This is a genomic window from Roseateles sp. GW835-FHT13E02 (assembly GCF_058794035.1).
Map to the genome: position 1 here is coordinate 26,000 of NZ_JBXAGJ010000030.1, position 23,087 is coordinate 49,086.

Below are 23,087 nucleotides of genomic sequence, written 5' to 3' on the forward strand. Positions count from 1 at the left end.
TCAGAGAACGCTGTGCGCCTCGATGACCCGGCGCACCTCGCGCAGGGCAGGTGCCAGCGCGGCCCGGTCCACGGAGCCCAGGGCCAGGCGTATGGCCTGGGGCTCGCTGCCGTCGCGCTTGCCGGTGTAGGGCGCGGCGGTGGAGACCGAGATGCCGCCTTGCAGCAGCTGGGCCGCCACCCGGTCGGCGCGGACGTCCTCGCCCAGCGGCAGCCATAAAAAGTAGGAGCCCGGGTGGCCGACGCGGGGCAGGGGCCCGAGCAGCTCGGCCGCCAGGCGCTGGCGCTCACGGGCGTCGGCGCGTTTCTCGCGCTCCAGCCGGGCCACCGTGCCGTCTTCCAGCCAGGCGCAGCCCAGGGCCGTGGTCAGGCCTGGGGTGCTCCAGGTGCTGGCGCGGATGGCGCGCCCCAGCGCGGCGATGCAGGCCTTGGGGGCATGCACAAAACCCTGGCGCAAGCCGGCCGCCACGCTTTTCGACAGGCCGGAGATGTAGACCGTGCGCTCGGGCGCCAGCATGGCCAGAGGCGGTGGCGCCCGCTCCACCAGATAGGCATAGGCCGCGTCCTCGATCAGCAGCAGCTCATGCTGCTCGGCCAGCGCGGCCAGGGCCTCGCGCTCGGCCAGCCCCATGACCCAGCCCAGCGGGTTGTGCAGGGTGGGCATTGTGTAGAGCGCGCGCACGCGGCGCTGCTGGCACAGGCGATCCAGCGCAGCCAGATCGGGGCCTGCCCCATGGCCGGCGGCCGGCACGGCCACCAGCTCCAGCCTCAGGGTTTCGGCCAGCAGGCGAAAGCCGGGGTAGCTCAGTGCATCGATCGCCACCACATCGCCCGGTTGCAGCAGGGCCAGGCCAACGCAGGCCAGGCCGTGCTGGGCGCCGTCCACCAGCAGCACCTGCTCGGCGATGGTATGCAGGCCGCGGCTGGCCAGATGGCGGGCCACGGTTGCACGGTCATGCGGGCGGCCGCCGTGGGGCTGGTAGCGCAGCATGGCCTCCAGGTCACCGCCCTGCGCCAGCTGGCGCAGGCCGCTGCGCAGCAGCTCGGCCTGACCGGGCAGGGTGGGGTAGTTGAAGCCCAGGTCCACCAGATCCGGCGCCAGCACGCCCAGATCCAGACCATGGCCTGCCGGCAGGCTGGGGTCGCGCACAAAAGTGCCGCGGCCCACCTCGCCGCTGACCAGGCCCATGCCGGCCAGCTCGGCATAGACGCGACTGGCGGTCACCAGGGCCAGGCCTTCACGCCGGGCCAGCTGGCGCAGCGGAGGCAGGCGCGTGCCGGGGCGCAGTGCGCCGCTGCGGATCTCTTGGGCCAGGCGGTCCAGCAGTTGTTTGTAGCGAGGGGCGGACATGGCGGTGGGGATGTATCCATGACAATTTTTTGATTGTATTGATCGCGGGCTTTAGGCTGTGCTCATCGGCCGCTGCGGTCACTCTTCGCGCCCACCCCCTCAGCGGCGCTCACGACGGTATGGACAAGAATTCGAGCGGCTGGCTCCATGGCTTCATCGGAGTGCTGATCTTCAGTGGCTCGCTCCCGGCCACGCGGCTGGCGGTGCTGGATTTCGATCCGCTCTTTCTCACCGTCGCCCGCGCCAGCATCGCCGGTCTGCTGGCACTGGGCCTGCTGCTGTTGCTGGCCCAGCCGCGGCCGACGGCGGCGCAGTGGCGATCCCTGCTGGTGGTGGCCCTGGGCGTGGTGCTGGGTTTCCCGCTGCTCACCGCCTTGGCCTTGTGGGAGATGAGCGCCGCACATTCCATCGTCTTCCTGGGCTTGCTGCCTCTGAGCACGGCCGCCTTCGGTGTCTGGCGCGGTGGCGAGCGGCCGCGGCCGGTGTCCTGGGTGTTCTCGCTGCTGGGCAGCTTTCTGGTGGTCGGCTTTGCGCTTTCGCAGGGCCTGAGCCTGGCGCCGCGCGGCGATGCCTTGATGTTGCTGGCCATTCTGGTCTGCGGCCTGGGCTATGCCGAGGGGGCGCGGCTCTCGCGCAGCCTGGGCGGCTGGCAGGTGATCTGCTGGGCCCTGGTGCTGGCCCTGCCGCTGATGCTGGCCTTGACTTGGTGGCGGCTGCCGGTGAGCTGGAGCGGCATTGGCCTGCCAGCCTGGCTGGGGCTGGCCTATGTTTCGCTCTTCAGCATGCTGATCGGCTTTGTGTTCTGGTACCGCGGCCTGGCCCAGGGCGGGATTGCCCGCGTGGGTCAGCTGCAACTCTTGCAGCCGCTGTTCGGCCTGGCCTTGGCGGCTGGCTTGCTCGGTGAGGCGGTGAGTCCGGCCATGCTGGTCGTGACGGTGGCGGTGATTCTCTGCGTGGCCGGAGCGCGTCGCTTCGGGCGATGAAGTGCGCCGGGGTTCAGACGAGGTCCAGCGCCCCCAAGACCCCGCCGCCCAGCACCATCCAGACCAGGCTGAGCCGGGTCCTGAGCGTCAGCAGCACCGTGCCCGCGATCAGGGCCAGGGTGGCGAGCCGGTGTTCGGGCAGGCGCAGATAAGGCTCGGCCAGCAGCCAGCCCGTGGCCAGCATCAGGCCCAGGGTCAGCGGCGCCATGCCGGCCGAGAAGGCGCGCACGCCCAGACTGTCCTTGTTGCGGCGCGCCCAGCGCGTGGCGGCCAGCACCAGGGTGGTGGAGGGCAGCATGATGCCGGCCATGGCGGCGAAGGCGCCGCTCAGGCCGGCCACATTCCAGCCCAGCACGGCCACGAACAGGATGTTGGGCCCGGGCGCAGCCTGGGCCAGGGCGATCGAGGAGGTGAACTCCGTGTCGCTGAGCCAGTGGCGCTCGCCGACCAGAAAGCGGTGCATCTCGGGCGCCGTGCTGATGGCGCCGCCGATGGACAGCAGGGACAGGGTCAGGAAATGCAGGAAGAGGTCGAGCAGGGCGACATGGGCGGTGGCCAGCATCTCGGTGTCAGCCTTCCGTGCGCGGGTCGGCCTTCAAGCCGCGCCAGGCTGCTGCCATGCCCAGGCCGCCCAGCAGCAACACCAGCCAGGGCAGGGGCAGGCGCAGCCAGACCACGGCCGCCAGCGTGGCCAGGGCCAGCAGGGCTGCGATGGCCCGGCCCATGGGGTTGCTGCGCACGGCGGGCAGCAGCTTGAGGCCGGTGGCCAGGATCAAGCCGGCCGAAACCGCACCCATGCCGCGCAGGGCATTGCCCACCACCGGATGCTGGGACACGCTGCCATAGAGCGCCGCCATGCTCAGCACCAGGACCGAGGGCAGCACAAACATGCCCGCCAGGGCCGCGAACGCGCCGCGCAGGCCGAAGTAGCGGTCGCCGATCATCAGCGAGATGTTCACCACATTGGGCCCGGGCAAGACCTGGGCGATGGCCAGGGTCTCGACGAACTCCTCGCGCGTCATCCAGCCCAGGCGCTCGACCAGCTCGCGCTGTGCCACCGCCAGCACGCCGCCAAAGCCCTGCAAGGCCAGGCGATTGAAGGCCAGGTAGAGCGCCCAGAGCGAGGCCGGGCGTTGCGGCGCGCGTGCCGCTTCGGTGGCGCTCATCGCAGCACTTTCAGCGCTTCCGGGTTGACGATGTTCGTCGGCTCGCTCTTGATGAAGTTCAGGATGTTGTCGAACGCGGCGTTGAAATACAGCTCGTAGCTGTCCTGCTCGACATAGCCGATGTGCGGCGTGCAGACGGCGTTCTCCAGGCGCAGCAGGGGGTGGCCTTGCAGGATGGGCTCGCTCTCGAACACGTCGATGGCGGCCATGCCGGGGCGGCCGCGGTTGAGGGCCGAGACCAGGGCGCCATCGGTCAGCAGCTCGGCCCGCGAGGTGTTGACCAGCAGGGCGGTCGGCTTCATGCGGGCCAGGTCTTCGGGGGTGATCATGCCGCGGGTGGCCTCGCACAGGCGCAGATGCAGGCTCAGCACATCGCTGCTGGCAAAAAATGCTTCGCGGCTCTCAGCCGCAATGAGCCCGTCGCTCTGCGCACGCAGGCGCGAGGCTTCGCTGCCCCAGACCTGCACCTGCATGCCAAAGGCGCGGCCATAGCCGGCCAGGATCTGGCCGATCTTGCCGTAGCCCCAGATGCCCAGGGTCTTGCCGCGCAAAACCATGCCGACGCCGAAATTGGGCGGCATGGACGCGGCCTTGAGCCCGGCCTGTTGCCAGGCGCCATGCTTGAGGTTGCCGATGTACTGGGGCAGGCGACGCATCGAGGCCATGATCAAGGCCCAGGTCAGCTCGGCCGGCGCCACCGGCGAGCCCACACCTTCGGCCACCGCAATGCCAAGCCTGGTGCAGGCTTCGATGTCGATGTGGTTGCCGACGCGCCCGGTCTGGGCAATCAGCTTGAGCTTGGGCAGCTTCTCCAGCAGCTGGCGCGGGAATTGGGTGCGCTCGCGGATCAGCACCAGCACTTCGGCGTCACGCAGCCGTATCGACAACTGGCCGATGCCCTTCACCGTGTTGGTGAAGACCTTGGCATTGAGGTGCTCCAGCTTGGCCGCGCAGTGCAGCTTGCGCACCGCGTCCTGGTAGTCGTCGAGGATGATGATGTTCATGCGTGGGGCCTATTTTGCACCGAGCCGCACGACTCCTCGGGGCATGGTGGAACCGGGCAAGGCCTCAGAGGCTGGGGCGTTCCGGGTAGGCCTCTTGCAAGGCTGCGTGCAGGGCTTCCTTCAGGCGGTCGCTGTGCATCAGGCCAGACTCGCCTGCGCGTTCCAGCGCAGCCAGCAGGCTGCCCCGAATCAGCCACAGCTCGATCGGCTCGCTGGCCTGGCGAACCAGGGTTTGCAGATGTTCGCCGCTGACGCCGCGCAGCTCGGCTGCGGCCCGCATGAAGCACAGCTTGAGTGCCACAAAGCTGCGGCGGGCCGCGATGCGGCCGCGGCGCTCATCCGTTTGGGTCGTGCAGGCAAAGGCCCAAGGTGGAGGGAAGTGGGGGATGTCACGCAAGGTCAGTTCCATGGCGTTGCTCGGCCTCTCGCCAGCCTCTTCGTCTTCTTGGCATGAATCAATGCGCGGTGCAGGGTTCGGACAGAGTGGCCACCAAGGTGTCAGCGCTCAGTGCCTGCGCGGATTGGGCCTTGGCGTCCTTCTGGGCGCTGCGGGCCTGACGCATGCGCGCCAGCGTTTCCGCATGGGCTTGCGCTTGCAGCTTGGCCTGCACGCGAGCCTGGGTCTGTGCCAGCAGGCGTTGCTGCTCGGCATTCAGGGGCTGTGAGCTGCCGCCCTGGAACAAGGCGTCCAGGCGTTGCAGGCGCTGCTCGGCCTCGTGTTGCGAGAACTGGCGGGCCACTTCGGTGTACAGCCAGGTGCGCAAGTGCCAGAGGTCGCGCAGGCTGCGGGCGCGGCGGATGCTGCGCTGCAACTCACGCACGCTGTCGACCTGCGGGGGCGTGCCAGGCTCGGCGCCGCAGGCGGCCGGTGGGCTGTACAGCCCGACCATGCAGGCCTGGAACTCGGCGCGTGCGCTGGCAAGATTTTGGCTGGCGGCCGGGGAGGGGGGCTGGCTGGCGCCCCAGGGGTCGCTGTCGCCCGGGATCCAGCGCAAGAGGCTTTGCCAGATGGAATCATTGCCGCTCAGCGAGATGCGGCTGCTGGCCGCGCCGCTGCGGGTCGGTGGCAAGGTGCTCTGGCGGCTGGCGATGCTGTTGTGTTGTCCGCGCGAGGGCGATGCTGCGCGGCTCCTGGCCCAACGAGTCAGAAATGCGTTCCACATTTTTTTGCTCTAGTTTGGCGGCCTCACTCATGGCCGCTCGCTCCCCCTCCAACAGGGTTCAAGCCATTTTCGGCAGCGGGCGAGTGCGGCTGAAGCGAGAAAAGGCCCGGCTTTGCCCAGCATTCCCGCTGCGATCGGGCCGCAGGGCCCAGACCGCGAGGGGCGTGCTCCATGCGGGGAACAGGCCAGGCTTTCCCGCCCTAATCGAGCGGCCCGGTCGGGGCCGTCGCTCCTAACATCAGGTCGTGCGTCAATCCGCCCCGGGCCACTGCGCTGCCGGGCGGACCTGAGTCGCCGTTTTCCTCGTTCCTTGTCGTCACGTCGCCCAACTCTCAGCCGCCTTGCCCGCGGTCTGCACAGCCATGGATCTGTCCACCCCGCCGACCCAAACGCCGAATACCGCCATCCCCGAGGTGGAGCAACTGCTGGCCCGCGCCCGCAGCGGCCAGATGGGCTTGCCCGAGCTGATGGACCGCAGCAGCCATCTGCAGCAGGCCGGCATGCTGGAAGCGGCGGCCTTGCTCTACCAGGTCTGGGTGGAGACCACCCCGTCGCCGCTGGCCCATGTGGCCTGCTACAACTGGGGCACGCTGCTGGGGGCGATGAACCGCCATGCCGAAGCCGAGCAGGTCTACCGCAAGGCCTTGGCCTTCAACGAGAATTTTGTCCAGGCCCGCCTCAACCTGGGCCATCAGCTGGAGCAGCTCGGCCGCCAGGAGGAGGCGCTGGAGCAATGGCGCCTGGTCTACGACGATCTGCGCGTGCAGGCCAAGGGACGCGATGGCGAGGAACTGCTGCTCCACGCCCTGAACAACGGCGCCCGCCTGCTGGAAAACCTCAAGCGCTACGACGAATCGCAGGCACTGATGGTGCGCAGCCTGGAGATCAACCCGCGCCAGGGCAGTGTGCTGCAGCACTATGTGCACATCCGCCAGAAGCAATGCGCCTGGCCGGTGTACCAGCCGGTCGGTGAGGTGACGCTCAACCAATTGCTGGTCGGCACCTCGCTGCTGGCCATGCTGAGCGCCAGCGACGACCCGGCGCTGCAGCTGATGGTGGCGCAGCGCTTTGTCCATGAAAAGGTGATCGACTACAAGGACCGCCCCCTGCACGAGCTGGCCGCGGCCCAGCGCCCGCGTGACGGGCGCATCCGCATCGGCTACCTGTCGGGCGATCTGTGCATGCACGCCGTCGGCCTGATGACGGCCGAGCTCTACGAGCTGCACGACCGCAGCCGCTTCGAGGTCTTCGGCTTTTGCTGGAGCCGGGACGACGGCACGCCGCTGCGCGAGCGCATCGTCAAGTCCTTTGACCACCATGTGCGCTTGCACGGCATGGACGACCTGACGGCGGCGCGCACGATTGCCGCCGCGGGCATCGATGTGCTGATCGACCTGCAAGGCCTGACCAACGGTGCCCGGCCCAATATCCTGGCCTACCGACCCGCGCCCATTCAGGCCTGCTGGATGGGGCTGCCGGCGACCTCGGCCCTGCCGGGGGTGGACTGGATGATTGCCGACCGCTTCGTCATGCCCACCGAGTACCTGCCCTACTGCACCGAGAAGCCCATCTACCTGGACCGCTGCTACCAGATCAGCGACCGCAAGCGCCTGGTCGGCCCCGAGCCCACCCGCGCCCAGTACCAGCTGCCGGAAGACGCTTTTGTCTTCTGCTCCTTCAACAACAACCACAAGTTCAGCGAAGAGATGTTCCACGCCTGGATGCGTGTGCTCAAGCAGGTGGAGGGCAGCGTGCTCTGGCTGCTGGCCGACAACCCCTGGTCGCATGCCAATATGCTCAAGGTGGCGGCCTCGCACGGCATTGCGCCCGAGCGCCTGATCTTTGCGCCGCGTGTGGCGCCGCCGGAGTACGTGGCGCGCTTTGCCTTGGCCGATCTGGTGCTGGACACCTTCCCCTACAACGCCGGCACCACGGCCAGCGACTGCTTGTGGGTGGGCACGCCCATCCTGACCCGCTCGGGCCGCACCTACATCTCGCGCATGGCCGGCAGCCTGCTGACCCATGTCGGCCTGCCCGATCTGGTGACCCATTCGCTGGAAGAGTACGAGCAGCGTGCGGTGCAGATCGGCCAGAACCCGGCCCGCGCCCGCTCCTACAAGCGCTTCTTGCGCGAACAAGGGCGCGAGTCCACACTGTTCGACATTCCGGGCCTGGTGCGCGATCTTGAAAACAAGCTCGAAACCATGGCGGTGGCGCAGCGCCAGAAGCAGAAAAAGGCCTGAAGGCGTGGCTGAAGGACGACAGTGACTCAGCGACACGATTCATTCTTCGACGGCGGCCGTCCGGCCGCGCAGCCCGGGATCTACCTGGCTGTGGATCGCAGCGCGTCTGCCGAAGAAGCCAACGGGCCCGACGACAGCTGGCAGGACCAGGCCGCGTCCGACATCGGCAACCCCTTGCTCCATGCCCTGGTCTGGATGACCCAGCACCATGGCCGGGCCCGCTCGGCCGAATCGCTGTGCGCCGGGCTGACCGGCGGTGGCCCGCTGAGCCCCGATCAAGCCCTGCGCGTGATGCGCGAAGCCGGCTACAGCGCCGGCCTGGTGCGCAAGAAGATCGAGGATGTGAACCCGCTGTTGCTGCCGGCGGTGATGTTGCTCAATGGCGGCGATGCCTGTGTGTTGGTGCGGCGCCTGGATCCGGCCCAACCGGGTGGGGACTACCAGTTCGAGGTGGTATTCCCGGGCGCCGATGCCAATGTCTGCACGGCTTCGGCTTCGGAACTGGAGGCCGAGTACAGCGGCTTCCTGATGCTGCTGACCCTGCCCGAAACCTCACAGGCGCAGAACCGCGGCGAGCCGCTGCTGCGCACCGATGGCAGCCACTGGCTCTGGGGCACGCTCAAGCGTTTCATTCCCTACTACCGCGCCGCCATGGTGGCAGCCCTGCTCAGCAATGTGCTGATGTTGGTCACCGGCCTGGTGACCACGGTGATCTACGACAAGGTCATTCCCAACCAGTCATTCGTGACGCTGTGGACTCTGGCCATTGGTGCGGGATTGGCCGTGGTGTTTGACCTCAGCGCGCGGCAGTTGCGCGCTCATCTGATCGACATCGCCGGGCGCAAGGCCGACCTCATCATCGGCTCCAAGCTCTTCCGCCAGACCCTGGGTGTGCGCATGGAGCACCGCCCGGCCTCGGCCGGCTCTTACGCCAGCACGATCGGCCAGATCGAGGTGGTGCGCGACTTCTTCGCCTCGGCCAGCGTCACGGTGGTGACCGATCTGCCCTTCATCGTGCTTTTCGTGGCCATGTGTTTTGTGGTCGGTGGGCCGTTGGGCTGGGTGATCGTGCTGGCCATTCCTCTGGTGCTGGGCTTGACCTTTGCGATCAAGAACCAGATGCGCAAGGCCGTGCGCACGCACATGAATGAATCGGCCGACCTGCAGGGCACGCTGGTCGAGGCCATCGAAGGCCTGGAAGATCTCAAGACCGCTGGCGCTGAAGGCCGTTTCCTGCAGCGCTACGAGGTCAGCACGGCGATTGCCGCCGAAGCCTCCATGCGCAGCCGCGGCCTGCACAGCCTGAGCAGCAATATCGCCATGAGCATGCAGCAGGTGATCACCCTGGTCATGCTGGTCTGGGGCGTCTACTTGATTGAAGACGGCATCATCAGCGCCGGGGCGCTGATGGGCGCCATCATGTTCGCCGGCCGCGCGATCGCGCCGCTGAACAGTGTGGTGGGGCTGGCGGCGCGGTATCAGAGCGCGCAAGCGGCCTTCATTGCGCTGAATCAGCTGATGTCACGCCCGACCGAGCGCGATGCCAGCCGCAACTATGTGCCGCTGTCGCGCGTCTCGGGCAGCCTGGGCATGCATGACGTGAGCTTCTCCTACCCGATGGAAGGCGAGGGCAACGCGCCGCGCGTGCTGCGCTCGGTCAGCCTGCGGCTCAAGGCCGGTGAGCGGGTGGCCGTGCTGGGCCGCATCGGCAGTGGCAAGTCCACGGTGCTGCGCATGCTGGCGGGCCTGTACCTGCCGTCCGAAGGCATGGTGGAGGTCGATGGCATCGACCTGCGCCAGATCGACCCGGCCGAGTTCCGTGCCCGGGTCGGCTTTGTGTCGCAGGACCCACGCCTGTTCCACGGCACGCTGCGCGACAACGTGCTGATGGGCCGCGCCCATGTGGATGCTTCACGACTCGTGGAAGTGGCGCGCCTGACCGGCCTGGACCGTGTGGTGGCCGGCCACCCCATGGGCTGGGATCTGCCCGTGGGTGAAATGGGCAGCCTGCTCTCGGGCGGCCAGAGGCAGCTGGTGGCGCTTGCGCGCAGCCTGGTCACGAAACCGCAGATTCTCTTGATGGACGAGCCGACCAGCTCCATGGACGCTCAGTCCGAGGTCGCGTTCCTGCGCCAGCTGCGCGACGCCGCCGGCGAGTGCACCCTGGTGGTGGTGACGCACCGCCCGGCCGTGCTGGAACTGGTCACGCGCATCATGGTCATGGATTCTGGCCGCCTGGTCATGGATGGCCCGCGTGACCAGGTGCTGGCCGCGCTCTCGGGCGTGCGTCCGGCCCAGCCGGCGGCGGCCGGCGCCGAGGCTGCCTCCAATCTGCACATGCACCCGGCCGCGCAGCCGGTGCAGCGCTCGGCCTCGGTCTGAGGCTGAGTGACGGTGTCTTTTGAGTTTTTCATGACAAGCAGCTTCAGCGACAACAGCAACATCAAGGGCAGGGGATGGCTGCGATGAATACAGCCCGCGGCGACCAAGAGTTTTTGAGCAGCCTGGCGGCGGCTCATATCGATGAGCCCTTGCCGCGGGTCACCTGGGCGCTTTACCTGCTGCTGGCGGCGGTGGTGATTGCCATCATCTGGGCGGGCCTGACCCAGGTCGACCAGCTCAGCCGCAGCGACGGCGTCGTGGTGCCCGATGGGCGCGAGCAGGTGATCGCCAGCATGGAGATCGGCATCTTGCGCGAGCTCTTGGTGCGCGAGGGCGAGGAGGTGGAGGAAGGCCAGGTGCTGGCCAAGCTCGACCCGACCCGGGTGGAGGCGCAACAGAGCGAAGGCAATGTCAAACGCTTGGCCTCCAAGGCCACGGTCGCCCGCCTGACCGCCGAAGCCAACAACCAGGCGCTGAGTTTTCCCGAGGAACTCAAGGCCGTGCCCGCCATCGTGGCGGCCGAGACCGGTGCGTATCAGGCCCGCCAGCGCCTGCTCAGCGAGGCGGTGGCCAGCCTGGAGCGCAGCATCGGCATGCTGGCGCGCGAGCTCAAGATCTCGCAGGACATGGCGGCAAAGGGCTTGATGTCGAATGTGGAGGTCATGCATCTCTCGCGCCAGATCAACGAGCTGCAGCAGCAGCGCAGCGAGCGCATCAGCCGCTTCCGCCAGGAGGCCAGCTCCGAGCTGGTCAAGCTGCAGAACGATCTCGCACTCCAGGACGAGCAAATGGTGTTGCGCGAAGACGCCATCAAACGCACCGTACTGACTTCGCCCGTTCACGGCCTGGTCAAAAACATCCGGGCCAACACCTTGGGCGGCGTCATCACCACCGGCGCGCCCATCATGGAAATCGTGCCCTTGACCGACGAGGTATTGATCGAGACCCGCATCAAGCCGGCTGAGGTCGGCTATCTGCGCGTCGGCCAGAAGGCCAAGGTCAAGCTACAGGGCTTTGACTACAACATCTACGGGGGCCTGGAGGGCCGGGTCGAGTACATCAGCCCCGATGCCCTGGGTGAGTCTGACAAGGCCGGAGGCTCGGGCCGCTACTACCGCGCGCTGGTGCGCTCCGAACGCAGCACCCTGCGCTACAAAGGTGAGGCGGTGCAGGTGATCCCGGGCATGAGCGCAACCGTCGAGATCAAGACCGGTGAACGTTCGGTGCTGAGCTTCCTGCTGCGCCCCATGCTCAAGGCGCGCGAGGCGATGAGCGAACGCTGAGCCGACGCTGAGCCGACGCTGACGCCGAGTGCGGCGCAAGTGCTCGTTCCAGGCTGCCCGAGGGAACCGTCGATTTGCGGCGTCATGCGAGCGCTGTTCCAGGCTTCGCGATGAGGCCGCTGTGATGAAGTAGCGGTCATGCTGACCGAACCTCTTCAGACCGCCTTGCACCCTCCCGCACGCCGAGCCTTGCACCGTCTCGTCCTGCCCTTGCTGGCCGGCCTGACGCTGGTCTTGGGCCCATCCGGCATGGTGGGAGCCGCACCGAACGGCAAGGCCGCGGGCAAAGCCCCGGCCAAGACGAGCAAAGCCGCGACGGCGCCCACGGCGCCGGCCGCGGCAGAGAAACCTGCCAACCAAAGCCAGTGCGGCGAAGAAGACGCCCTGCCCAGCAGCAGTGGTCGCGACACCCGCATGGTGGACACCCAGTTCATCGACCCGCGCAGCCAGCTGCAGGAGTTGGTGGACCTGACCCTCAAGCGCAGCCAGGCGCTGGGCGCAGCCACCATGCTGGCCCAGGCTGCACGACTCGATTGGGAAGAGGCCCGTGCCGCGCGCATGCCGCAGGTCAATCTCTCGGGCAGCTTGGCCCATGTGGGTGTCAAGGCCGGCGATCTGCCGGTCAGCCACGGCAATCAGGGCCGTGCAAGCCTCACGGTCAGCGCTCCGCTCTACGACTTTGGCCGCAACAGCATGCTGGCCAACTGGCGCAACCAACTGGCCGAGTCGGCTCGCTTGGGTCTGGTCAATGCCGAGCAGCAGCTGGCCTTGCAGACCGTGTCATTGGCCATGGATCGCAGCCGCTACCAGCTGCAAGGTCAGGTCTATGCCCAGTACGTTCGCAAGATGGTCTGCCTGGTCGAGGCGCTGGACACCATCGTCAAGGCCGATCGCGGCCGTGCCAGCGAGTTGGTGCAGGCGGTCAAGAATCGCCAGCAGGCCGAGCTGGCCGTGCAGCAGACCCAATCGGCCCTGACGCAGACCGAGGCCCGGCTGCGCCGCCTGGTCGGCGACAACCTGCCACCGAGCGCCAGCTACTCGGCCCTGCTGACCCAGGTGCCGGATCTGGAAGAGATGCAGCGCGATGTGGTCAGCGCGCCCGATGTGGCCCAGCTCGATGCCCAGGCCAAGGCCCAGTCCAGCTACGCCGACTCGGTGGCGGCCAGCTTCAAACCCCAGATCAATGTCACCGGCACCGGCGCAGCCATCGCCGGCTTTGGCAAGGGCGCGGAATGGTCGGCGGGCCTCAGTGTCTCCATGCCCATTTACAACGCCACGGCCGAGCCGGCCATCAACTCGGCCCGCAAGCGCGCCGAGGCCGCCCGTCTGCAGCGCGAGGATGCCATCGAGGCACGGCGTTACCGACTGATCGACATCCACGAATCGGCCGTGTCGTCCTTCGACCGTGCGCGCCGCATCGTCGACATCCTGCGCAACAGCGACCGCCTGCGTGTCTCTACCCTGCAGCAGTGGCAGCAGCTGGGCCGTCGCTCGCTCTTCGATGTGATGGGCAGCGAGTCGGACTACTTCTCCTTGCGCGTGGCCCATGTCAATGCCTTGTTCGACGGCCAGCAGGCGGTGGCCATGATGTGGTCCATGGGTCGCGGCGTGATGACGCCGCTGCGCTGAACGGCCTTGCGCCTCACCGACTGACACAATCCCGCCCATGACGACGCCCCAAGCTCGACGCCCCCGCCTGGTCATCTACACCGTGCTCACGGGATCCAAGGAGCCGCTGGGTGACCCGCTGGCCGAGTTGGAGCGTGCGCGCGATGACACCGATCTCGACATTGGCTTCGTCTGCTTCACCGACAACCGCGCGCTGCGCAGCCCGGTCTGGGAGTTCCGCTACCTCGACGACACCCCCCTGCCACCGGAGAAGCTCTCGCGCCGCCCCAAGGCCTTGCCGCATGAGTACCTGCCGGACTGGGAGTACAGCCTCTACGTCGACAACATCGTGCGCTTCAAGCGCATGCCCCGGGCGGCCGATCTGCAGTGCGCCAGCCCCTACGCTTTTCGCACTTTCCGCCACACCACGCGCAGCAACCCGCGCCAGGAGGCCGAGGCCATCGTGCAGCTGGGCTATGAATCGGTCGATCGCTTGAGCGCCCAGCTGGATTTCTACGCCAGCCGCATGCCGCTCAGCGACATCACGCCGCTGAGCACCTGCACCGTCATCCTGCGTCAGCACATGCACCCGGTGCTGGTGAAGTTCGGCGTCATCTGGTGGGAGCAGATCCTGAATTTCTGCAAGCGCGATCAGATGTCGTTCGACTTTGCCATCCACTGCGCTCAGGCCCAGATCGACTACCTGCCCGGGCTCAAGCATGACAACGACCTGATCCAGAACAGCGCCAACATCCAGCCCAACCGCGTGCATGCCAACTTCGACGCGGTGCGCTACGCCTGGATGCACCGCCAGGACCCGGCGGCGCGCGCCAATCCGCGCCAGCATTACCTGGACCACGGCCGCTTCGAGGGTCGCAGCTACAACGCACGCCTGGAGCTGTTCGAGTACCTCTGCTACCAGGCCGGTTCCAGCCTGGGTGCCCAGGTGGCACCGCGCCGCCAGGTGGCAGCCACGCTCAACGACTGGCTGACGCCCTGGCGCGGCAAGCCCGGGCGTTTGCTGTTGGTGAGCATCACCGGCGCCGAGCCCGCGGCATTCGAGGCCGAGGAGCGCGCGCGGGCTGAGGCGGCGCTCTGCGCCTTTTTGCCCGGCTGCGTCGGCACCCGCATCGAGCTGCGGGCCGAGCAGCTGGCAGGCGGCGAGCTGGCCTTCCGCCCCGACGATGGCGGCTTTGACCTGATCGTGGTGCTGGGTGCCTCGGGCCGCCTGCTCAAGCCCATGCTGAGCCTGGTGGCGGGAGCCTTCAAGCCGCAAGGGCAGATGCTGGTGCTGGCCTCGGAATCCGCGCCGCTGGCCGATGTGGCGGCGCTGGAGTCGGCCATTGCTCTCAAGACGGGCGCGCCTTGCCGCGCCCGGGTGCAGGGCAGCCGGCATGACAGCCTGGATGCCGGCCTGCCCAACAGCCTGCTCGGCTTCGAGTGGGGGCCGTGAGCCGGCCGCCCGGCGCCCGGGGCAGGGCTGCCGTGACGGAATGCCGTTTTTGAAAGGCCGGGCTTGTCCCGGCTTTTTGCTGCTTCGCACCGTGACGGCGCCGGGATACTGCGGGGATACCCCCTGGAATCGCACGGAGACCCGAGCATGGCTGACAAGTTCTTCATCGCCTACTGCACCAGTGGCCTGGGCAATCGCCTGCGCCCCCTGGCCGCGGCCATTGCCTACTGCCGTCTGACCGGGCGCAAGCTGCGCGTCTACTGGGATTCGATCACCCCCAACGGCTGCCTGACGCCGCTGGAGCGCCTGTACCAGAACCAGTTCGAGCCCATCAGCCTGGCCGAAATCGAGGCTCTGGCTGGCCGCAGTGTGGCCTTGTTCACCGAGAAGGGGCCCGGCCATGGGGTCACGCGCGAGGCCGAGCGTTTCGGGCGCGATCAGCTGCTGAAGGTCTCCCAATTCTCGACGCCCCAGCATGCCCAGGCGCTCAGGCTCGACGATCCGCATGAGACCGTGATCGTCTACGACAACGACTATCTGGACTGCGTGCCGCGGGAGTTGTCGATCGCCGCCTTGCGCAGCCTGGTGCCGGCCGAAGACATCCGCGACCAGGTGCTGGCTCAGGCGGCCGAGCACGGCCTGACCCTGCAGACCAAGGGCGTGCATGCCCGCGGCACTGACTTCGGGCTCAAGGACGCGCTCGATCTCTACAGCGGCCTGATCCGCGACCGCATCGGCGTGGACCGCGGCGAAAAGTTCTTCCTCTCGACCGAAGACGCGCAGCTGGAGCAGGGCTTGCGTGAGCTGTTCCCCAGCCAGCTGATGAGCCGCCACGACCGCCTGCATCTGCAGCTCAACGAGGGCAAGGCAGTCTGGGGCGATCCGGACAGCTACACCGTCAGCGCCGACCATGGTGTCGATGCGCTCAAGGACATCTACCTGCTGTCCTGCGTCAATCTGGTGGTGTTCCACCCGGGCAGCACCTTTGCCGAGATTTCGCGTCATCTGCACGGCGTGCTGCAAGAGGCGGCTGCGCCTGTGGCCGCCACGGTGGCCGCGCCGGCTGCTGCGCCGCTCTCGGCCCTGGAGCAGGTCAACAGCCTGTTTGTGCAGCGCTGCACCCAGATGCTGCCGCGCGGCGGCGCCAAGTTTCCGCTCAGCGCCGTTCAGGGTGAGCCCGGACCGGCGCCGTTGGAAACCGTGCCGCCCGATTTCATCTACTGGGAGACCCTGGGCTACAAGACCCCCATCCTGGAGCGCATGATCATGGTCAGCAGCTCGACGCCGGTGCTGCACTGGGATGCCGAGCGTTTCAATCAATGGGTGGAGGCCGGGCTGTCGCGCTTCACCGAGGCCGATTTCCGCACCCTGTGCCCCTACCCGGAGGCCCTGTCCCAGATCGCCAAGCTGCAAAGCCATATCCGCGGCAGCAAGATCCTGGTGATTGGTTCCGAGACCTACTGGCTCGAGCTGCTGTGCTGCCTGTTCGGCGCGGCCGAAGTCACCACGGTCGAGTACCGCGAGATCCATTGGGACGGCGAGTTGCGCAGCCCGACCCCCGTGCGCACCATCACCTGGGACCAGTACCTGCAGGAGCTGGATCGTCATGAGCAGGCCTATGACATGGTGCTGTCCTACAGCTCCATCGAGCACTCGGGCCTGGGCCGTTACGGCGACCGCTTCATGCCGCTGGGCGACCTCTACACCTTCTTGCTGATGTCGCGTTGCATTGCACCGCATGGCATGTGCGCCGTCGCCGTGCCGGTGGGGCAGGACCTGACCCATTTCAATGCCCATCGCATCTATGGCGTCACCCGCATGCGGGCGCTGGAGCAGGTCGGTGAAATGAAGCTGATCGGCATGGCCACGCCCGACGAGGCCTATCTGGCCAGCCATGAGACCGAGGCGGGCCTGCGCGCCGGCTGGTCGATCGCCTCGCTCGCCACCTTGCCCCTGGGCAAGCTGCGCCAGCCGGTGTTGTGTTTCGGCCAGGCCAGCTTCAGCAATGAGAACTTTGCCGCCCACCGCATGGGGCGTGTGCCGGCAGGCTTTGGTGCCGCGCATGCCACCGCTGCCGCAGCCGAGGCGCCGCAGCCGGCCAGCACGGCCGTGGCCGGCCGTCCGGCCGACCCGCATCAGATCGCGCTGCAGGCCAGTGCCCAGGCCATCGGTGGCGCCCGCTTTGTCGAGGTGACCCATGTGCGGCCCTTCGGTTTCAGCGAGCTGGAGGTTCAACGCGTCAACGTTTCTGTCGATGAAGCCCTGGCGGCCGATCCGGCCCAGTTCGCCGGTATCCAACATTGCTTCCTGCATGTGCTGCTGGGCTGTGGCGTGCCGCAGGCACGTTTCATCCAGACCTTGCGCTGGGCGCTGCAGCATTTCGAGCAGGTCCACATCTTGGAGCACAACGCGGCCAGCAGCGACTGGGAGGTCAGCGAAGCGGTGCGCATCGATCATTGCATCGCCAATTGCCTGAACAGCGAGCAGCTCTACAGCATGGCCCGCCTGCTGAGCTTGCAGGTTTCGCCGCTGCAGCGACTGCCGGGCTGGCAGTCGCCCGAGCGCAATGTGCTCTTCACCCTGGCCGGCAAGAGCCAGGCCTTGCGCTGGGACGATGTGGCCGGCTTCTACGGCCAGGTGGGCCTGACGGCGCAAATGGGCGGCAAACATTCCTTCCAAAGCTGGAACGATGTCTACCTGGGCACGGCCGAGGCCGTCAGTCTGGTGCAGCGCCACATCCAGCAGCTTCACGCGGCCCGCGGCCGCTATGTGGGCAAGAGCCTGTTTGCCAGCTGCGGCGGCTTTTTCAGCCTCGATCAGATGCAGGCCTGCAGCGGCCAGGGCCTGGCCGAGCTGGTGCTGTTCGATGTCAACCCCTTCACCGTCAGCTTTGCCCAGACGGTGCACCGCTTGATCAAGGGCGCGCCGAGCCGGCGTGATTTCCTGCAGGCCTATCTGCTGGCCAAGGTCGAGGCCTTGCCAGGTGATCGATTCCAGATCGATGCGCGCACGCCCTTCGAGGCGCGCCTGCGCCAGGCGGCCGAAGTGGGCGCGCTGTACGGCGAGGACATCTTCAACATCCTGCGCAGCCTTTTGTTTGCCCGCCTTCAAAGCAGCGGCCTGCAGGTCTGGGGCATGCGCAATGTCGGCGACAACCGCATCGATGTGGCGGCGCGCCTGGACCTCCATGCCAATCAGGAGCGCTTCATCGATTCCAACTGCCTGATCAACGGCGAGGGCTCCTGGCTGTCCAGCGAGGGCGCCTACCTGCAGGTGCGCAATCTGCTGCTGAACACGCCGACCCGCTATGTGGTGGCCAGCATCGAGGCCCTGGACAGCAAGCCTGGCGACTTGATGTTGGCCTCCAATATCTTTGACTTTGTGCCTCCGGCGGTGCGCCAGAAGATCGCGGCCGATGTGCTCTGAGGCCGCATCCGATGCCGAGCTCAGCCCCATGATTTCGAGTCTCAGGAGGGCTCTGACATGATCGAAACCCGTACGGTGACCCTGGGCGACCAGAGCGCAACCGTCAGCCTGCGCGCCGACAAGTACGAGATTCCGCTGTTTGAACAGATCTTCGGTGCGCAGGTCTTTTCCGTGGCCCGCCTCAAACGTGCGGCCGAGCTGAACAAGTTCTACAACTTTGCGGTGCAGATGGGCTGGACGCCCTTGATCATCGATCTGGGCGCAAATGTGGGGCTCAGCGCCTTGTACTTCAGTCTGCAGTGGCCCAAGGCCAAGGTGCTGGCGGTGGAGCCGGAAGCCAGCAACTTTGATTGCCTGGTGGCCAACACCTTGTCGCGCCCGCAGATCACGGCCTTCCAGCGCGCCGCCAGCTGCCGCCAGGAGGCGGTGGAGATCAGCAACCCCGACACCGATCCCGTGGGTTTTCAGACCCGCGCCGCCGCGGGCGGTGGCATTGCCACCATCACGGTGCCCGAGCTCTTGCAGCAGTACCCGATGTCGGCCGGTTTCCTGCCGTTCATGATCAAGGTGGACATCGAAGGCTATGAGTCGGTGCTGTTCGAAGAGAACGTCGACTGGATCGATGCCTTCCCCTTGATGACCATCGAGTTGCACGACTGGGCCCTGCCGGGCCAGGGGACCTCGAAGAACTTCCTCAAGGCGATCGCCGGGCGCGACCGTGATTTTGTCTACCTGGGTGAGAACGTCTTCTCGATCCCGTACCGCCTGAGCTTGCCGATCTGAAGCGGCCGGCGACGGGTCTTTCAATCAAAAGGGCCACGCGGTTTGCGCCGCGTGGCCCTTGTGTTTTTGTTGCGGGCGAGGCCTCGTGGCCCCGATCGCTCAGCCCAGATAGAAGCTGCGGACGCTTTGGCAGATGCGCTCGATCTGCGCGTCACTCAGCTGGATCATGGACGGCAGCCACAGGCCCGAACGGCCGATTTCCTCGGCGACCGGGTGATGGCCAGGCAAGGCATAGGCCTTTTGTTGGTGGATGGGCGGGTACATGGTGCGGGTGCCGATGCCCTGGGCCTTGAGATGGGCGGCCAGGGCATCGCGGCGCTCGGCGCGGCAGTCGATGAACCAGGGCGTGCACAGGCTCAGGTCATGGGCGAAGAGCTGGATGCCGGGGATGCCGGCCAGGCCTTCGGCATAGCGACGCCAGATTTCTTTCTTGCGCTCGATGCGGCCGGGCAGCTGGCGCATCTGGGCCAGGCCGACGCAGGCTTGCAGCTCGGTGAACTTGAAGTTGTAGCCGATGCTGTCGTGCACATCGGTGCCGCCGGCGGCGCGGCCGAAGTCCTTCAGGCGGCGCAGCTTGTCGGCCAGGGCATCGTCGTCGGTGATCAGGGCGCCGCCCTGGCCGGTGGAGATGATCTTGGGGGCCGAGAAAGAGAAGCTGCCGATGGCGCCGGCGCGGCCGATGTGGCGGCCGTCAGGGTAGACCGAGCCCAGGGACTGGGCGGCATCTTCGATCAGGGCCACGCCGGTTTCGCGCGCCAGGGCCTCGAAAGCCGCAATGCCGCAGGCCGGCGCGCGGCCGTTGGCCGAAACCAGCATGATGGCGCGGGTCTTGGGCGTGATGGCGGCGCGCGTGGCGGCCAGGTCCAGGATCAGGGTGTCGGGGTCGACATCGACGAACACCGGCTGCGCGCCCAGCATCTTCACTGAGTTGGGCGTGGCGATCATGGTGTAGTCGGGCACGATGACTTCATCGCCCGGGCCCACGCCCACGGCGATGGCGGCCAGGGTCAGCGAGACCGTGCCGTTGTTGACGACGATGCAGTGGCGCGCGCCGGTGAACTCGGCGATCTGGCGCTCGAAGGCCTCGGTCTTCTTGAACTCGGTGAAGAAGCCGTCTTCGTCGAGGTAGGCCATCAGCTCGGCCTTTTCCTCGCCGCCGAACAGCGGCCGCATCTGGGGGATGAATTCTTGTGTGTCGCTCATGATGGCGGGGTCAGGTGGGCTTGCGCGCCTGCAAGTTGAGTGACACCAGGATGCCGGTGTCCTTTTGCATATGGGGAAAGTAGGCCTGCGAGTGGTCGTCCACCGCGGCATGCTCGGTCTGGCGCCAGTCCCAGCGCTCGGGAGCGACAAAGCCGCAGGCTTCGAGCAGGGTGCTCAGGCTGGCCTGGTCGTAGGTGGTCTTGTGGTACAGGGTGGCCGGGCCTTGCTCGGTCTGGATGGCCATCTTGCCGTAGAGCGGGCCCAGCACCCGGGCCAGCTCGCCGGTTTGCTGGTAGACCTGGATCAGGGCCTGGAAATCCGGTACGGCCAGGCGCAGCACGCCGCCCGGGGCCAGCACCCGGTGCCACTCTTTCAGCACCTCCCTGGCCTGGTCGCGGTCGAAATACTCCAGCGCATGGCTGCAGTAGATCAGCGAGGCAGAGTTGTCGGCCAAGAAGGGCAGGGCGTCGATGCCGGATTTGTGGTCGATGTGCGGCATGTCGCACAGGTCCACATGGACGAAGCCGGGGATGACCCGGTGCCAGCAGCCCAGATGGACCTTGATCAGCGCGCCCGTCTCGCCCATTGCTGCCGCGCTCACAGCCGCCTCCGGTCCGCGTCGGCGCCGACATAGGGGCCGTTCTTGATCTCCAGCACCTGGGTGCCGTTCTCCAGGATGTGATAGCCGTGGCCGCCGCGCAGCAGCACGAGGATGTCACCGGCGCCGGCCTCCAGCTCGGCCACTTTCTGATCGGCCGTGTCGTAGATCTCGGCGCGCACGCGGCCGGCGCGGATGTAGAGCACTTCCTGCGTCCACAGCACCTCGCGGCTCACTTCATTGTGGCTGTGGGCCAGCAAGGTCTTGCCCTGCTCATAGCCCCAGGTGCCTACCTGCTGGTAGTCGCCCTCGGGGGAAAAAAACTGCAGGTCGCCGCTCCAGGCCACGCTGGCCGGGATGTGGCGGGCCAGCACCAGCTCGCCTTGCTTGATTTCAGTGACTGCCATGGGCTTCTTGCTCCAGATACCAGCGGATGGTGGCGCGCACGCCGTCTTCAAAATCGATCTCGGGGGACCAGTTCAGCAGGGCCTGGCCGCGGCTGCCGTCCACCGTCTTGTAAGGGGCACCGTCGGGCTTGCTCGGGTCCAGCACCAGATGGCCGGTGTAGCCGATCTCGCGCTGGATCATCTCGGCCATGGCCAGGATGGAGATGCCGCGGCCGACGCCGATGTTCACCGGCTGATCGCAGCGCGGCGCGGCCAGGCCGCGGACCAGGGCTTGCGCGCCATCGTCCACATGCAGCCATTCGCGCACCGGCATGCCGCTGCCCCAGACCACCACCTCGGGCAGGCCCAGCTTCTTGGCCCGGGCGAACTTCATCACCAGGGCGCCCAGGGCATGGGAACGTTCTTCCTCGAAATGATCCTCGGGGCCGTACATATTCGACAGGATCAGGTTGATCACATCGAGCCCGTACTGCTGGGCATAGGCTTGCGCGCCGACCCAGGAGGCCTTGCGCACAAAGCCGTAGACCATGACGGAGTCATGCAGGGGGCCGTCCCAGAACTCGTCTTCCTTGAAGAGCGTGGCCTTGGCGGGGTAGGCGCAGTTGGAGATCGGGTTGACGATGCGCTGCACGCCGTGGCGCTGGGCGCTGGCGAGCAGATTCAGCGTCATCTGCAGGTTGTTGTGAAAGAGCTCGGCCGAATGCTTGTAGCCGAACTGGATGCCGCCGACAAAGGCCGCGCAGTGGATCACCTGGCTGGGCTTGTGGGCGGCAAAAAAGGCCTCCGTGGCGATGGGGTCGCGCAGGTCCAGACCCAGAGACAGGGAGGTCTTCAGATGGGGCTGGCCCTGGGCGTCGAGCAGGCGGCAGACGCGCCGACCCAGAAAACCGGTGGCGCCGGTGACCAGAATCATGGCTCATGGCCTCCGTAGGTTTCGTTCTTCAGGTCGTACTGCACCATCATGCGCACCAGGTCGCGGATCGAGGTCTTGGAGGTCCAGCCCAGCTTTTCGCGCGCCTTGCTGGCGTCGCCCCAGAGCAGGTCCACCTCGGCTGGGCGGAAGTAGCGAGGGTCGATCACCACCAGGGGGCGGCCGGTGCGGCGGTCCAGGCCGCGCTCGTTCACGCCTTCGCCTTGCCAGTCCAGCTCGATGCCCACTTCGGCAAAGGCCATGTCCACAAACTGGCGCACGGTGTAGGTTTCGCCCGAGGCGATCACATAGTCATCGGCCTTTTCCTGCTGCAGCATCAGCCACATGGCTTCCACATAGTCCTTGGCATAACCCCAGTCCCGCTTGGCATCGAGGTTGCCGAGGCTGAGCACGGCCTGGCGGCCTTGGGAGATGCGGGCCACGGCCTTGGTGATCTTCTTGGTCACAAAGGTCTCGCCGCGGCGCGGCGATTCGTGGTTGAACAGGATGCCGTTGCAGGCATAGAGGCCATGGCTCTCGCGGTAATTGACCACGATCCAGTAGGCATAGAGCTTGGCCGCGCCGTAGGGCGACTTGGGGTAGAAGGGCGTCTTCTCGCTTTGCGGCGCGGTCTCGGGCAAGCCGCCGAAAAGCTCGGAGGTCGAGGCCTGGTAGAAGCGCGGCTTGATGCCCAGGTCCTTGATGGCATTGAGCAGGCGGATGGTGCCCAGGGCATCGACCTCGGCGGTGTACTCGGGCACCTCGAAGGACACGGCCACATGGGACTGGGCGCCCAGGTTGTAGATCTCGTCGGGCTGAATCTTGGACAGCAGGGTGTGCAGATTGCTGGAGTCGGTCAGGTCACCGTGGTAGGTCTTGAAGCGTTGGTGCTCGAGCAGGTGGTCGATGCGCGCCGAGGTGAAGACCGAGCTGCGGCGCAGGGTGGCATGCACCTCGTAGCCTTTGGCCAGCAGGGATTCCGCCAGGTAGGAGCCATCCTGCCCCGTCACACCGGTGATGAACGCTTTTTTCATGGGTGTTTGCACTTTCGCTGGTTCAATTTCTCGCTGGAGCGTCCGAAAACGCGTGCGCCACAGCCTTGGCTTGCATTGGAGCGCAAGCCCG

At 66.8% G+C, this 23,087-nt stretch carries 19 protein-coding genes; 8 read left to right on the forward strand and 11 right to left on the reverse strand.

Annotation, left to right across the window (positions count from 1 at the left end):
- A complete protein-coding gene (locus tag AC1Q6P_RS22190; RefSeq protein WP_492665887.1) occupies window positions 1–1,350 on the reverse strand; it encodes an aminotransferase-like domain-containing protein in 1,350 nt (449 codons plus the stop codon).
- Window positions 1,351–1,469: 119 nt separating this feature from the next.
- Between AC1Q6P_RS22190 and AC1Q6P_RS22195 the strand changes: the two genes are divergently transcribed.
- Entirely contained in the window at window positions 1,470–2,333 is an 864-nt protein-coding gene (locus AC1Q6P_RS22195) for a DMT family transporter (RefSeq protein ID WP_492665886.1), read from the forward strand.
- Window positions 2,334–2,346: 13 nt separating this feature from the next.
- Here AC1Q6P_RS22195 and AC1Q6P_RS22200 read toward each other — a convergent pair whose 3' ends face one another.
- The 5 genes from AC1Q6P_RS22200 to AC1Q6P_RS22220 all read right to left on the reverse strand — a co-directional run bounded on the left by AC1Q6P_RS22200 (window position 2,347) and on the right by AC1Q6P_RS22220 (window position 5,666).
- Entirely contained in the window at window positions 2,347–2,895 is a 549-nt protein-coding gene (locus AC1Q6P_RS22200) for a chromate transporter (protein WP_492665885.1), read from the reverse strand.
- Between the two features lie 7 nt (window positions 2,896–2,902).
- Window positions 2,903–3,499 (reverse strand): chromate transporter, encoded by a 597-nt coding sequence (locus AC1Q6P_RS22205; protein WP_492665884.1) that lies wholly within the window; start codon window positions 3,497–3,499, stop codon window positions 2,903–2,905.
- A complete protein-coding gene (locus AC1Q6P_RS22210) occupies window positions 3,496–4,503 on the reverse strand; it encodes a D-2-hydroxyacid dehydrogenase family protein (RefSeq protein WP_492665883.1) in 1,008 nt (335 codons plus the stop codon). Before AC1Q6P_RS22210 ends, AC1Q6P_RS22205 begins: the two co-directional genes overlap by 4 nt.
- 64 nt (window positions 4,504–4,567) lie before the next feature.
- Window positions 4,568–4,912, reverse strand: coding sequence for a hypothetical protein (locus tag AC1Q6P_RS22215; RefSeq protein ID WP_492665882.1), 345 nt, complete (start codon window positions 4,910–4,912; stop codon window positions 4,568–4,570).
- A 46-nt stretch (window positions 4,913–4,958) separates the two neighbouring features.
- Entirely contained in the window at window positions 4,959–5,666 is a 708-nt protein-coding gene (locus tag AC1Q6P_RS22220; RefSeq protein WP_492665881.1) for a hypothetical protein, read from the reverse strand.
- A gap of 362 nt (window positions 5,667–6,028) precedes the next feature.
- Between AC1Q6P_RS22220 and AC1Q6P_RS22225 the strand changes: the two genes are divergently transcribed.
- The 7 genes from AC1Q6P_RS22225 (at window position 6,029) to AC1Q6P_RS22255 (ending at window position 18,844) form a co-directional block, all read left to right on the forward strand.
- Window positions 6,029–7,909, forward strand: coding sequence for an O-linked N-acetylglucosamine transferase, SPINDLY family protein (locus tag AC1Q6P_RS22225; protein ID WP_171829152.1), 1,881 nt, complete (start codon window positions 6,029–6,031; stop codon window positions 7,907–7,909).
- A 21-nt stretch (window positions 7,910–7,930) separates the two neighbouring features.
- Entirely contained in the window at window positions 7,931–10,291 is a 2,361-nt protein-coding gene (locus AC1Q6P_RS22230) for a type I secretion system permease/ATPase (RefSeq protein WP_492665880.1), read from the forward strand.
- Window positions 10,292–10,374: 83 nt separating this feature from the next.
- Window positions 10,375–11,574 carry a beta-barrel domain-containing protein gene (locus AC1Q6P_RS22235; protein ID WP_492665879.1) on the forward strand — a complete coding sequence of 400 codons (1,200 nt, stop codon included), beginning with the start codon at window positions 10,375–10,377 and terminating at the stop codon, window positions 11,572–11,574.
- A 189-nt stretch (window positions 11,575–11,763) separates the two neighbouring features.
- A complete protein-coding gene (locus tag AC1Q6P_RS22240; protein ID WP_492665878.1) occupies window positions 11,764–13,203 on the forward strand; it encodes a TolC family protein in 1,440 nt (479 codons plus the stop codon).
- A gap of 37 nt (window positions 13,204–13,240) precedes the next feature.
- Window positions 13,241–14,635 (forward strand): glycosyltransferase domain-containing protein, encoded by a 1,395-nt coding sequence (locus AC1Q6P_RS22245; RefSeq protein WP_492665877.1) that lies wholly within the window; start codon window positions 13,241–13,243, stop codon window positions 14,633–14,635.
- A 147-nt stretch (window positions 14,636–14,782) separates the two neighbouring features.
- A complete protein-coding gene (locus AC1Q6P_RS22250) occupies window positions 14,783–18,061 on the forward strand; it encodes a DUF268 domain-containing protein (RefSeq protein WP_492665876.1) in 3,279 nt (1,092 codons plus the stop codon).
- Between the two features lie 57 nt (window positions 18,062–18,118).
- Complete coding sequence (locus AC1Q6P_RS22255; RefSeq protein WP_102766927.1) at window positions 18,119–18,844, forward strand: FkbM family methyltransferase; 726 nt, start codon at window positions 18,119–18,121, stop codon at window positions 18,842–18,844.
- 99 nt (window positions 18,845–18,943) lie between these two features.
- On the opposite strand, the gene AC1Q6P_RS22260 is transcribed toward AC1Q6P_RS22255, so the two are convergent.
- Genes AC1Q6P_RS22260 through gmd form a run of 5 tightly spaced genes read right to left on the reverse strand, consistent with a single transcriptional unit; the run spans window position 18,944 to window position 22,996 of the window.
- Window positions 18,944–20,047: a DegT/DnrJ/EryC1/StrS family aminotransferase gene (locus AC1Q6P_RS22260; protein ID WP_492665875.1), complete on the reverse strand. Its 1,104-nt coding sequence runs from the start codon at window positions 20,045–20,047 to the stop codon at window positions 18,944–18,946.
- A 10-nt stretch (window positions 20,048–20,057) separates the two neighbouring features.
- A complete protein-coding gene (locus AC1Q6P_RS22265; RefSeq protein WP_492665874.1) occupies window positions 20,058–20,648 on the reverse strand; it encodes a class I SAM-dependent methyltransferase in 591 nt (196 codons plus the stop codon).
- Entirely contained in the window at window positions 20,645–21,052 is a 408-nt protein-coding gene (locus tag AC1Q6P_RS22270; RefSeq protein WP_492665873.1) for a cupin domain-containing protein, read from the reverse strand. Before AC1Q6P_RS22270 ends, AC1Q6P_RS22265 begins: the two co-directional genes overlap by 4 nt.
- Window positions 21,039–21,965: an NAD-dependent epimerase/dehydratase family protein gene (locus AC1Q6P_RS22275; protein ID WP_492665872.1), complete on the reverse strand. Its 927-nt coding sequence runs from the start codon at window positions 21,963–21,965 to the stop codon at window positions 21,039–21,041. Before AC1Q6P_RS22275 ends, AC1Q6P_RS22270 begins: the two co-directional genes overlap by 14 nt.
- Window positions 21,962–22,996, reverse strand: a complete 1,035-nt coding sequence (gene gmd, locus AC1Q6P_RS22280; RefSeq protein WP_102766923.1) for a GDP-mannose 4,6-dehydratase — start codon at window positions 22,994–22,996, stop codon at window positions 21,962–21,964. Before gmd ends, AC1Q6P_RS22275 begins: the two co-directional genes overlap by 4 nt.
- Between the last annotated feature and the right edge of the window lie 91 nt (window positions 22,997–23,087).

What these genes read in the sequence shown, in the direction of transcription:
- AC1Q6P_RS22210 (WP_492665883.1), bottom strand. Translation starts at nt 4,503, where the DNA reads ATGAACATCATCATCCTCGACGACTACCAGGACGCGGTGCGCAAGCTG.
- gmd (WP_102766923.1), bottom strand. Translation starts at nt 22,996, where the DNA reads ATGAAAAAAGCGTTCATCACCGGTGTGACGGGGCAGGATGGCTCCTAC.
- AC1Q6P_RS22275 (WP_492665872.1), bottom strand. Translation starts at nt 21,965, where the DNA reads ATGATTCTGGTCACCGGCGCCACCGGTTTTCTGGGTCGGCGCGTCTGC.
- AC1Q6P_RS22225 (WP_171829152.1), top strand. Translation starts at nt 6,029, where the DNA reads ATGGATCTGTCCACCCCGCCGACCCAAACGCCGAATACCGCCATCCCC.
- AC1Q6P_RS22250 (WP_492665876.1), top strand. Translation starts at nt 14,783, where the DNA reads ATGGCTGACAAGTTCTTCATCGCCTACTGCACCAGTGGCCTGGGCAAT.
- AC1Q6P_RS22200 (WP_492665885.1), bottom strand. Translation starts at nt 2,895, where the DNA reads ATGCTGGCCACCGCCCATGTCGCCCTGCTCGACCTCTTCCTGCATTTC.
- AC1Q6P_RS22205 (WP_492665884.1), bottom strand. Translation starts at nt 3,499, where the DNA reads ATGAGCGCCACCGAAGCGGCACGCGCGCCGCAACGCCCGGCCTCGCTC.
- AC1Q6P_RS22255 (WP_102766927.1), top strand. Translation starts at nt 18,119, where the DNA reads ATGATCGAAACCCGTACGGTGACCCTGGGCGACCAGAGCGCAACCGTC.
- AC1Q6P_RS22190 (WP_492665887.1), bottom strand. Translation starts at nt 1,350, where the DNA reads ATGTCCGCCCCTCGCTACAAACAACTGCTGGACCGCCTGGCCCAAGAG.
- AC1Q6P_RS22215 (WP_492665882.1), bottom strand. Translation starts at nt 4,912, where the DNA reads ATGGAACTGACCTTGCGTGACATCCCCCACTTCCCTCCACCTTGGGCC.
- AC1Q6P_RS22195 (WP_492665886.1), top strand. Translation starts at nt 1,470, where the DNA reads ATGGACAAGAATTCGAGCGGCTGGCTCCATGGCTTCATCGGAGTGCTG.
- AC1Q6P_RS22270 (WP_492665873.1), bottom strand. Translation starts at nt 21,052, where the DNA reads ATGGCAGTCACTGAAATCAAGCAAGGCGAGCTGGTGCTGGCCCGCCAC.
- AC1Q6P_RS22220 (WP_492665881.1), bottom strand. Translation starts at nt 5,666, where the DNA reads ATGTGGAACGCATTTCTGACTCGTTGGGCCAGGAGCCGCGCAGCATCG.
- AC1Q6P_RS22235 (WP_492665879.1), top strand. Translation starts at nt 10,375, where the DNA reads ATGAATACAGCCCGCGGCGACCAAGAGTTTTTGAGCAGCCTGGCGGCG.
- AC1Q6P_RS22260 (WP_492665875.1), bottom strand. Translation starts at nt 20,047, where the DNA reads ATGAGCGACACACAAGAATTCATCCCCCAGATGCGGCCGCTGTTCGGC.
- AC1Q6P_RS22245 (WP_492665877.1), top strand. Translation starts at nt 13,241, where the DNA reads ATGACGACGCCCCAAGCTCGACGCCCCCGCCTGGTCATCTACACCGTG.